Genomic DNA, 10,325 nt, shown 5'->3' on the forward strand with positions numbered 1-10,325 from the left:
GCATCGTCAGCGAGTCGGCACCGGCGATCCGCCGTGGCTCACGCGGGACATCACCTCGGAATCCGTCGCGTAACCAGAAAGCAACAGCGGAATCCCTTGTAGCAGCAACACGGCGATGTCAGGATCACGCATCTCGGTGATCAATCGGGCCGCCCGCGACGACGGCGGCGGCTCCCCGCAACGCCGGGCGGCGACTCGATCAGCCGCACCGCCTTCGGCTACGGGCCCGCGCGGACCGTCGCGGGCAGCATGACGTGCAGCAGTCGAGCTCGCCGTCAGGGCGGCAGCCGAACCACCGGGCACATGGAGGAACCAGATGGACCTGACCGACTTCAGCGCGGGTGCGCAGTACATCGCCGGCAGGCAGACCCAGGGCACCGGCGACCGGCCTTTCCAGGTCGTCAACCCGGCCGACGGCAGCGTCGTCCAGCAGGTCACCCTCGCCTCCACCGGGGACGTCGACGCCGCGGTCGCCGCCGCGCGCGCCGCCCTGCCGCAGTGGGCCGGCGCCACCCCCGGTGCCCGCTCCGAGGCACTGCTGAGGCTGTCCGCGGTGCTCGCGGGCGCCGCCGGGGAGCTGGCCCGGGTCGAGACCGCGCAGACCGGCAAGCCGATCAAGCTCTCCACCGAGTTCGACGTCCCCGGCACGGTCGACAACACCGCCTTCTTCGCCGGCGCCGCCCGCAACCTGGAGGGCAAGGCGGCGGGCGAGTACTCCGGCGACCACACCTCGTACGTGCGCCGCGAGGCGATCGGCGTCGTCGGGTCCATCTCGCCGTGGAACTACCCGCTGCAGATGGCCGCCTGGAAGATCCTCCCGGCCATCGCGGCCGGCAACACCATCGTGCTGAAGCCCGCGGAGCTGACCCCGCTCACCTCGCTGATGTTCGCCCGCGCCTGCACCGAGGCGGGCATCCCCGACGGCGTCGTCAACGTGGTCACCGGTGCCGGGCTCGGCGCCGGCGAGCACCTGGTCTCCCACCCGGGCGTCTCGATGGTCTCCTTCACCGGCTCCACCCCGGTCGGCAAGCGGGTCGCCGAACTGGCCAGCGCCACCGCCAAGCGCACCCACCTGGAGCTCGGCGGCAAGGCCCCGTTCGTGGTCTTCGACGACGCCGACCTGGAGGCCGCGATCCACGGAGCCGTCGCCGGATCGCTGATCAACAGCGGCCAGGACTGCACCGCCGCCACCCGCGCGTACGTCCAGCGCCCGCTGTTCGACGCCTTCGTGGCCGGGGTCGCCGAACTCTTCGAGTCCGTCCGCCTGGGCGACCCGCTGAACCCGCAGACCGACCTCGGCCCGCTGGTCTCCTTCACCCACCGCGACCGGGTGGCCGGCTTCGTCGAGCGCGCCCGCGGCTACGGCGCCGTCGTCGCGGCCGGCGGCCACGCGCCCGTCAAGGGCCACGACGGCACCGACCTCGGCCGCGGCGCCTACTACCGCCCCACGCTGATCACCGGCGTCGCCCAGGACAGCGAGGTCGTCCAGGGCGAGATCTTCGGGCCGGTGCTCGTCGCACTGCCCTTCGACAGCGACGAGGAGGGCCTGCGCCTCGCCAACGACACCCCGTACGGCCTGGCCGCCTCCGCCTGGACCCGCGACATCCACCGCTCCCTGCGCGCCACCCGTGAGATCGCGGCCGGCTGCGTCTGGGTCAACGACCACATCCCGATCATCAGCGAGATGCCGCACGGCGGCTACAAGTCCTCGGGCTACGGCAAGGACATGTCGCAGTACTCGCTCGACGAGTACACGCAGGTCAAGCACGTCATGTACGACACCACCGCGGTAGCCCGCAAGGACTGGCACCGCACCGTCTTCGGAGACAGATAACCCCTCGTGGACGGCCCGCGCGACCCCCACCGCCACCGGCGGGCCGTTCCCCTCACTTCCCCCCGGGAGGGCGTTCCAGCATGGAGCTCAACGAGATCACCGACGGCCTGCCAGAGCCCGTCCGCAAGGCCTGGGAGCGCAGCCTGGCCGGCGGCCGCGCCGCACTGACCCGGCGTACGGTGCTGCGCGCCGGGGCCCTCACCGCGGGCGCCGGCACCCTCGCGGCCTGCGGCATCCCGCCCGCCAGGACGTCCGCCACCGGTGACTCCGCCGCGAACGCCGCCGAGGACCGCTCGGAGAGCGACAAGGAGGTCAACTTCTCCAACTGGCCGCTCTACGTCGACACCGACGAGAACGACACCGAGAAGCACGGCACCGTCGAGGCGTTCACCGCCGCCACCGGGATCAAGGTCAAGTACACCGAGGACGTCAACGACAACGTCGAGTTCTTCGGCAAGGTGAAGCCACAGCTCGCCGCCGGCCAGGACACCGGCCGCGACGTCATGGTGCTCACCGACTGGATGGTCTCCCGGCTGATCCGGCTCGGCTGGGTGCAGAAGCTCAACCAGGCCAACATCACCACCGCCATCACCAACATCGAGTCCCGCTTCCGCGCCCCCGACTGGGACCCGGGGCGTCTGTACAGCTACCCCTGGGCCGGCATCCAGGTCGTCATCGCGTACAACGCCAAGGCGACCAAGGGCAAGCCGGTCACGAGCGTCAGCCAGCTGCTGGACGATCCCGACCTCAAGGGCCGCGTCACCTTCCTCTCGGAGATGCGCGACACCATCGGGATGGTCCTGCTGGACATGGACAAGGACCCGGCGAAGTTCACCGCCGACGACTACGCCGCCGCCGTCGCCCGCCTGCAGAAGGGCGTGGACTCCAAGCAGATCCGCAAGTTCACCGGCAACGACTACGGCCAGGAGCTCTCCTCCGGCGACATCGCGGCCTGCCTCGCCTGGGGCGGTGACCTGATCCAGCTGAAGGCCGACAACCCCGACATCGAGTTCGTCATCCCGGAGAAGGGCTACGTCTCCTCGACCGACAACATGGTCGTTCCGGCCCGGGCGCAGCACAAGGCCAACGCCGAGCGCCTGATCGACTTCTACTACCGGCCCGAGATCGCGGCGCGGCTGACAGCCGGCATCGGGTTCGTCTCCGCCGTCACCGGCATGAAGGAGGAGCTGGCCACCCTCGACCCGGACACCGCGGCCAACCCCCTGGTCGTCCCCACCCCGGAGATGGCGGCCAAGGTCCACGTCTTCCGCTCGCTGAACGAGGCCGAGGAGAGCGACTTCGAGGAGAAGTTCTCCAAACTGATCGGCGCCTGACCCCACCTGACGGCATCAGAACCAACGGCAGCAGACAGAGAGACACCATGACAGAGCAGCTGCGCGACGCGGCCGCGGGCGGCGACATCCGCCTCACCGGCATAGGCAAGACCTACGGCGCCTTCACCGCCGTCCACCCGCTCGACCTGACGGTGCCCCAGGGGTCCTTCTTCGCCCTGCTCGGGGCCTCGGGCTGCGGCAAGACCACCACCCTGCGCATGATCGCCGGGCTGGAGGAGCCCACCAGCGGCACCGTGGTGATCGGCGGCCAGGACGTCACCGCGCTGCCCCCGTACAAGCGGCCGGTGAACACCGTCTTCCAGAGCTACGCGCTCTTCCCGCACCTCGACATCTTCGAGAACGTCGCCTTCGGCCTGCGCCGCCGCGGCCGCAAGGACGTCCGCAAGCAGGTCGAGGACATGCTGGAGCTGGTCGAACTCGGCCAGTTCGCCCGTCGCAAGCCGCACCAGCTCTCCGGTGGCCAGCAGCAGCGCGTCGCCGTCGCCCGGGCGCTCATCAACCACCCGCAGGTGCTGCTCCTCGACGAGCCGCTCGGCGCCCTCGACCTCAAGCTGCGCCGGCAGATGCAGCTGGAGCTGAAGCGCATCCAGACCGAGGTCGGCATCACCTTCGTGCACGTCACCCACGACCAGGAGGAGGCCATGACCATGGCCGACACCATCGCGGTGATGAACGGCGGCCGGGTCGAGCAGCTCGGCGCCCCCGCCGACCTGTACGAGAACCCGGCCAGCACCTTCGTGGCCAACTTCCTCGGCCAGTCCAACCTGATCACGGCCCAGGTCACCGGCGCCGAGGGCGCCGACCTGCTGCTCTCGGCCGGCGGTGCGCGGCTGGCCGTGCCGAAGGCCCGCTGCGCCACCGAGGCGAAGGAGATCTACCTGGGCGTGCGCCCCGAGAAGATCACCATCGCGCACCCCTCGGCGGAGGTCGCCGACGGCCGCAACCGGCTGGGCGGCACCGTCCTCGACTCCAGCTTCATCGGCGTCTCCACCCAGTACGTGGTGCGCACCGACGCCGGCCAGGAGGTCGCCGTCTTCGAGCAGAACATGGAGCGCGACGCCCGGATCGTGCCCGGCGCGCCGGTCGTCCTGCACTGGAACCCGGCCCACTCCTTCGGCATGGACGCCGCCCAGGCGATCGACGCGGGCACCGGGGAGGCGGCGGCATGACGTCCACCACCGCGCCCGCGCCGGCCCGCGCGATACCCCCCGACGACGCCTCCGCGCCGCCCGCCCGCCGCCCGCGCCGCAAGCTCACCGCGTACTGGCTGCTGCTGCCGGGCATCGCCTGGCTGGTGGTCTTCTTCGCGGTGCCGATGGTCTACCAGGGCTCCACCTCGCTGCAGACCGGCTCGCTGGAGCAGGGCTTCAAGCTCACCTGGCACTTCGCCACGTACTGGGACGCGCTGGGCGAGTACAAGTGGCACTTCGTCCGCTCGTTCTCGTACGCGGCCATCGCCACCGTGCTCTGCCTGGCCATCGGCTACCCGCTCGCGTACACCATCGCCTTCAAGGCGAGCAAGCGCTGGCGCAACGTCATCCTGATCCTGGTGATCGCGCCGTTCTTCACCAGCTTCCTGATCCGCACGCTGGCCTGGAAGACCATCCTCTCGGACGGCGGCCCGGTGGTCGGCGCGCTGAACGCCCTGCACGTCCTGGACCTCACCAGCGCGATCGGGCTCACCTCGGGCGACCGCGTGCTGGCCACGCCCCTCGCGGTGGTCTGCGGCCTGACGTACAACTTCCTGCCGTTCATGATCCTGCCGCTCTACACCTCGCTGGAGCGGATCGACCCGCGCCTGCACGAGGCGGCCGGCGACCTGTACGCGAGGCCGTTCACGACCTTCCGCAAGGTCACCTTCCCGATCTCGCTGCCGGGCGTCGTCGCGGGCACGCTGCTCACCTTCATCCCGGCCTCGGGTGACTACATCAACGCCCAGTTGCTGGGGTCGCCGACCGAGCAGATGGTCGGCAACGGCATCCAGAAGCAGTTCCTGAACGTCCTCGACTACCCGACGGCAGCCGCCCTGAGCTTCATCCTGATGGCCCTGATCCTGGGCATGGTGACGGTCTACATGCGCAAGGCCGGGACGGAGGAACTGGTCTGATGTCCCGAATCTTCACCTGGATCCGATCCCACCTGGTGGTGCTCGCGGGCGTGCTCGCCCTCGCCTACCTGGTGCTGCCCAACCTGGTCGTGCTGGCCTTCTCGTTCAACAAGCCGCAGGGCAAGTTCAACTACGAGTGGTCCGAGTTCTCCACCGACGCCTGGACCAACCCCTGCGGCGTCGCCGACATGTGCCAGTCGCTGTCGCTGAGCCTGCAGGTGGCCGTGCTGGCCACGATCGGCGCGACGGTGCTCGGCACCATGGTCGCCTTCGCACTCGCCCGCTACCGCTTCCGGGGCCGGGGCGCCACCAGCGCGATGATCTTCCTGCCGATGGCGATGCCCGAGGTCGTGATGGCCGCCTCGCTGGGCACGCTCTTCCTCAACATGCGCATCCCGTTCGGCTTCACCACCATCCTGATCGCCCACATCATGTTCTGCCTGAGCTTCGTGGTGACGGCGGTCAAGGCCCGCGTGATGAGCATGGACCCCCGGCTGGAGCAGGCCGCCCAGGACCTCTACGCCACACCGGTGCAGACCTTCCTGCGGATCACCCTGCCGCTCGCGGCCCCCGGCATCGCGGCCGGTGCGCTGCTCAGCTTCGCGCTCTCCTTCGACGACTTCATCATCACCCAGTTCAACTCAGGCCCGACCACCGTGACCTTCCCGATGTTCGTCTGGGGTGCCTCCCAGCGCGGCATCCCCGTCCAGGTCAACGTCATCGGCACGGCGATGTTCATCGCCGCGGTCGCGCTGACCGTCGGCGGGCAGTGGCTCGGGAACCGTCGCAAGGCCGTCGCCTGACCTCCGGGTACGGGCGGCCCGGCTCCGGGTAGGCTCCGCAGTGTTGTACCGAAATCACCCTCAATGTCCAGAAAGTGGCTGATAATGCATGGACTCCGCCCGCGCGCTCAGTGACGCCAGGCCCACCCCCTTCTGGCTGGAGGACCCGGGCCGGCCGCAGGCCCTCCCGGCCCTCGTCGGCGACACCAGCTGCGACCTGCTGGTCGTCGGCGGCGGCTACTCCGGTCTCTGGACGGCGCTGATCGCCAAGGAGCGGGACCCCTCGCTCGACGTCGTCCTGGTCGAGGGCCAGGAGGTGGGCTGGGCGGCGTCCGGCCGCAACGGCGGATTCTGCGCGGCCAGCCTCACCCACGGGTTCGGCAACGGCCTGCAGCGCTGGCCCGGTGAGCTGGCCGAGCTGGAGCGCCAGGGCACGGCCAACCTGCAGGCCATCGAGGACACCCTGAAGCGGTACGGCATCGACGCCGAGTGGGAGCGCACCGGCGAGATCGACGTGGCCACCCAGCCGCACCAGTTGGAGGAACTGCACGAGGTGGCCGCGGCGGTCGCCGACTACGGCCTCGACCTCACCGTCCTGGACGCCGACGCCCTGCGGGCCGAGGTCGACTCGCCCACCTTCCTGGGCGGCGTCTGGGACAAGGAGGGGGTGGCGATGGTGCACCCGGCGAAGCTGGCCTGGGGCCTCAAACAGGCCTGCCTGGACCAGGGCGTGCGGATCTTCGAACGCACCACGGCCGCCGAGCTGGCCGAGCACGGCACCGGCATGGCCGTCCGGACCGCGTACGGCCGGGTCTTCGCACGGCGGGTCGCCCTCGGCACCAACGTCTTCCCCTCCCTGGTGAAGCGGGTCCGCCCGTTCGTCGTACCGGTCTACGACTACGCCCTGATGACCGAGCCGCTCAGCGCCGGGCAACTCGCCTCGATCGGCTGGCGCGGCCGGCAGGGCCTCGGCGACAGTGCCAACAAGTTCCACTACTTCCGGCTCTCGGCCGACAACCGCATCCTGTGGGGCGGCTACGACGCGATCTACCAGTACGGCGGCAGGGTCCGGCAGGAGTACGACCAGCGGCCGGAGACCTTCCGGACGCTGTCGGCCAACTTCTTCCGCTGCTTCCCGCAGCTGGAGGGGGTGCGCTTCACCCACGCCTGGGGCGGCGCGATCGACACCTGCACCCGCTTCTCCGCCTTCTTCGACACCGCCTACCGGGGCCGGGTCGCGTACGCGGCCGGGTACACCGGCCTCGGGGTCGGCGCGACCCGCTACGGCGCCGAGGTGATGCTCGACCTGCTGGCGGGGGAGCGGACCGAGCGGACCGCACTGGAGATGGTGCGCAGCAAGCCGCTGCCCTTCCCGCCGGAGCCGGTGCGGTGGGCCGGCATCGAGCTGACCAAGTGGTCGCTGGACCGCGCCGACCGCAACGGTGGCCGCCGCAACCTGTGGCTGAAGACGATGGACCGGCTCGGGCTCGGCTTCGACAGCTGACGGCGGACGGATGTCGGTCGACGGCCGGCCGTTGACGGTTGACGGCCGGCCGCCGGCCCCCGCGGCGTCCTTCGCGGTGGCGGCGGGGCAGGGGCGCATCCCACACCAGGGGTGCGCCCCGCCGGCGTTCCGGCGTTCCTCCGGACCGCCCGCGCCGGTGCCGCTCGCCGGAACGGTGTAAGACCGCGCGCCCGGGCCCCTCTCCCCTGTGACGACGGTTCGCGTGACCCGCGGTACCAACCGAGCTACTGGAGGACATGCCATGGCAGGCAACGGACCGGGCGACGGATCGGAAGCGTGGCCGGGGCGGACGCCACCGGAACACCTGTCGGACGCGGGGCTGGACTGGCTGGCCGAGGCCTCCCCGGATCCGGACACCTGCCGACGGCAGTGGCGACGCGGCGGATCCGGCCTGACGATGCTCCCGGCCGGGCGTCGCTGGGACGTCCTCCTGGTGCCCGGCGCACTGGGACTGCCCGCCCTGGCCGTCCTCGCGCTGACCCCGCGGGGGCTCGGCCCGGTGCTCGCCGACTTCGGGGACGAGAACCTGGCCTTCCTGGTCCCGCCCGGCACCGCGGCCCGCTGGCTCGGCACCGGTGTCCGGGTGGCCGGCGCCGGTAGCTGGATCCTGCTCCCGCCTCCGTCCCGGCGTGCCGGCGGCTGTCTGCGGTGGCTGGTCGCGCCGGACGGCTCGGGGCGGCTCACCGACCCGGTGTTGCTGGAGCTCGCCCTGCACGACGCCGCCGCGGGCCTGGGCGACCCGTGTGCCCGGTGACAGCGGAGCCGTGGATGGCGGCCGGGTGGGTGGGGTGGGCCATCCGGCGGACGCCGCCGACGACCTGTAAGGCTGAATCCCGGATACCCGTCAGCCTGCTCGTTGAGCAGGGGCCCGGCGCCTACCAGACTGGATGACGAGCGCGGTAGCACCGTGATCCCGTCGCCCGGCCGTTCCCGGGCGGCGCCGCACAAAGGGACCGGTGGCAGGAGTGCCGCCCGGGACTTCGGAGGCAGACGATCTTGAGCAAGCCCAACGTGACCAAGCACCTCACCCACTGGATCGGCGGCGCGCCCGTCGCCACCGCCGGCTCCTCGCCGCGCCGCGGCGACATCTTCGACCCGGCCACCGGCCAGGTGGCCGGTCACGTCGACTTCGCGGAGATCGCCGAGGTCGACCAGGCGGTCGCCGCCGCGGCCTCCGCCTTCGCCGACTGGCGCCACGCCTCGGTGGCCAAGCGGACCACGGTGCTCTTCAACTTCCGCGAGCTGCTCAACTCCCGCAAGGACGAGCTGGCCACGATCATCGTCGCCGAGCACGGCAAGGTGCACTCCGACGCCCTCGGTGAGATCGCCCGCGGCCAGGAGGTCGTCGAGTACGCCTGCGGCATCCCGCAGCTGATCAAGGGCGGCTTCACCGAGCAGGCCTCGACCGGCATCGACGTCTACTCGATCCGCCAGCCGCTCGGCCCGGTCGCCGTCATCTCCCCGTTCAACTTCCCGGCCATGGTGCCGATGTGGTTCTTCCCGATCGCCATCGCGGCCGGCAACACCGTCGTGCTGAAGCCCTCGGAGAAGGACCCGTCCGCCGCCAACTTCATCGCCGAGCTGTGGAAGGAGGCCGGACTCCCGGACGGCGTCTTCAACGTCGTGCACGGCGACAAGGTGGCCGTCGACCGCCTGCTGGAGCACCCGGACATCAAGTCCGTGAGCTTCGTCGGCTCGACCCCGATCGCCCGCTACGTCTACGAGACGGGCACCCGCTACGGCAAGCGCGTCCAGGCCCTCGGCGGCGCGAAGAACCACATGCTCGTGCTGCCGGACGCCGACCTCGACCTCAGCGCCGACGCGGCCATCAACGCCGGCTTCGGTGCGGCCGGCGAGCGCTGCATGGCGGTCTCCGTCCTGGTCGCGGTCGACCCGATCGGTGATGAGCTGGTCGAGAAGATCAAGCAGCGGATGGCCACCCTCAAGGTCGGCCCCGGCTGCAACGGCGAATCCGACATGGGCCCGCTGGTCACCGGCCAGCACCGGGACAAGGTCACCTCGTACGTGGAGTCCGGCGTGGCCGACGGCGCCGAGCTCGCGGTGGACGGCCGCAAGCACGCGATCGCCGCCGAGGACGCCCACGGCGCCCCGACCGCGGACGGCTTCTGGCTCGGCCCCACCCTCTTCGACCACGTGAAGCCGGGCATGTCCGTCTACAACGACGAGATCTTCGGCCCCGTGCTCTCCGTGGTCCGCGTCGCCTCGTACGACGAGGGCCTGGAGCTGATCAACGCCAACCCGTACGGCAACGGCACGGCCATCTTCACCAACGACGGCGGCGCCGCCCGGCGTTTCCAGCACGAGGTGGAGGTCGGCATGGTCGGCATCAACGTGCCGATCCCGGTGCCGGTCGCCTACTACTCCTTCGGCGGCTGGAAGGCCTCCCTCTTCGGTGATAGCCACGCCTACGGCCCGGACGGCGTCCAGTTCTTCACCCGCGGCAAGGCCGTCACCCAGCGCTGGCTGGACCCGTCGCACGGTGGCATCAACCTGGGCTTCCCCACCAACAGCTGAGCCCCTTCGCACGACCCACAGGGCCTGCCGGCCGCGTTCGACGCGGCCGGCAGGCCCTGTTTGCTTCGGCGCCGGGAACGGCGTAGTGTTCCCTAGTCGCTCGACAGGGAGCACCGGACACGCAGTCTGCGCGGACGGTCCCGGGGCGGCCACTCCACGAAACACCTTCCTCTGCATCGTCATGGGC

The 10,325-nt window shown here is 70.8% G+C and carries 8 protein-coding genes; all 8 read left to right on the forward strand.

Annotation, left to right across the window (positions count from 1 at the left end; translation table 11 throughout):
- Window positions 1–316: 316 nt before the first annotated feature.
- The 8 genes from ACFTWP_RS27925 (at window position 317) to ACFTWP_RS27960 (ending at window position 10,138) form a co-directional block, all read left to right on the forward strand.
- Window positions 317–1,834, forward strand: a complete 1,518-nt coding sequence (locus ACFTWP_RS27925) for a gamma-aminobutyraldehyde dehydrogenase (RefSeq protein ID WP_380267637.1) — start codon at window positions 317–319, stop codon at window positions 1,832–1,834.
- Between the two features lie 80 nt (window positions 1,835–1,914).
- A complete protein-coding gene (locus tag ACFTWP_RS27930) occupies window positions 1,915–3,168 on the forward strand; it encodes a spermidine/putrescine ABC transporter substrate-binding protein (protein ID WP_380267638.1) in 1,254 nt (417 codons plus the stop codon).
- A 47-nt stretch (window positions 3,169–3,215) separates the two neighbouring features.
- On the forward strand, window positions 3,216–4,358 hold the full coding sequence (locus tag ACFTWP_RS27935) for an ABC transporter ATP-binding protein (RefSeq protein WP_380267639.1): 1,143 nt from the start codon (window positions 3,216–3,218) through the stop codon (window positions 4,356–4,358).
- Complete coding sequence (locus tag ACFTWP_RS27940; protein ID WP_380267641.1) at window positions 4,355–5,296, forward strand: ABC transporter permease; 942 nt, start codon at window positions 4,355–4,357, stop codon at window positions 5,294–5,296. The genes ACFTWP_RS27935 and ACFTWP_RS27940 overlap by 4 nt, the downstream gene beginning before the upstream one ends.
- On the forward strand, window positions 5,296–6,099 hold the full coding sequence (locus ACFTWP_RS27945) for an ABC transporter permease (RefSeq protein ID WP_380267642.1): 804 nt from the start codon (window positions 5,296–5,298) through the stop codon (window positions 6,097–6,099). Before ACFTWP_RS27940 ends, ACFTWP_RS27945 begins: the two co-directional genes overlap by 1 nt.
- 88 nt (window positions 6,100–6,187) lie before the next feature.
- A complete protein-coding gene (locus ACFTWP_RS27950; RefSeq protein WP_380267643.1) occupies window positions 6,188–7,582 on the forward strand; it encodes an NAD(P)/FAD-dependent oxidoreductase in 1,395 nt (464 codons plus the stop codon).
- A gap of 262 nt (window positions 7,583–7,844) precedes the next feature.
- On the forward strand, window positions 7,845–8,357 hold the full coding sequence (locus tag ACFTWP_RS27955; protein ID WP_380267644.1) for a bifunctional DNA primase/polymerase: 513 nt from the start codon (window positions 7,845–7,847) through the stop codon (window positions 8,355–8,357).
- Between the two features lie 242 nt (window positions 8,358–8,599).
- Complete coding sequence (locus tag ACFTWP_RS27960) at window positions 8,600–10,138, forward strand: CoA-acylating methylmalonate-semialdehyde dehydrogenase (protein WP_380267645.1); 1,539 nt, start codon at window positions 8,600–8,602, stop codon at window positions 10,136–10,138.
- The last annotated feature ends 187 nt before the right edge of the window (window positions 10,139–10,325 follow it).

This window comes from Kitasatospora sp. NPDC057015, from assembly GCF_042673745.1.
Lineage (GTDB): Bacteria > Actinomycetota > Actinomycetes > Streptomycetales > Streptomycetaceae > Kitasatospora.

Excerpts from the sequence above, each read along its gene's own strand:
- ACFTWP_RS27945 (WP_380267642.1), top strand. The coding sequence starts at position 5,296 with ATGTCCCGAATCTTCACCTGGATCCGATCCCACCTGGTGGTGCTCGCG.
- ACFTWP_RS27935 (WP_380267639.1), top strand. The coding sequence starts at position 3,216 with ATGACAGAGCAGCTGCGCGACGCGGCCGCGGGCGGCGACATCCGCCTC.
- ACFTWP_RS27940 (WP_380267641.1), top strand. The coding sequence starts at position 4,355 with ATGACGTCCACCACCGCGCCCGCGCCGGCCCGCGCGATACCCCCCGAC.
- ACFTWP_RS27955 (WP_380267644.1), top strand. The coding sequence starts at position 7,845 with ATGGCAGGCAACGGACCGGGCGACGGATCGGAAGCGTGGCCGGGGCGG.
- ACFTWP_RS27950 (WP_380267643.1), top strand. The coding sequence starts at position 6,188 with ATGGACTCCGCCCGCGCGCTCAGTGACGCCAGGCCCACCCCCTTCTGG.
- ACFTWP_RS27925 (WP_380267637.1), top strand. The coding sequence starts at position 317 with ATGGACCTGACCGACTTCAGCGCGGGTGCGCAGTACATCGCCGGCAGG.
- ACFTWP_RS27930 (WP_380267638.1), top strand. The coding sequence starts at position 1,915 with ATGGAGCTCAACGAGATCACCGACGGCCTGCCAGAGCCCGTCCGCAAG.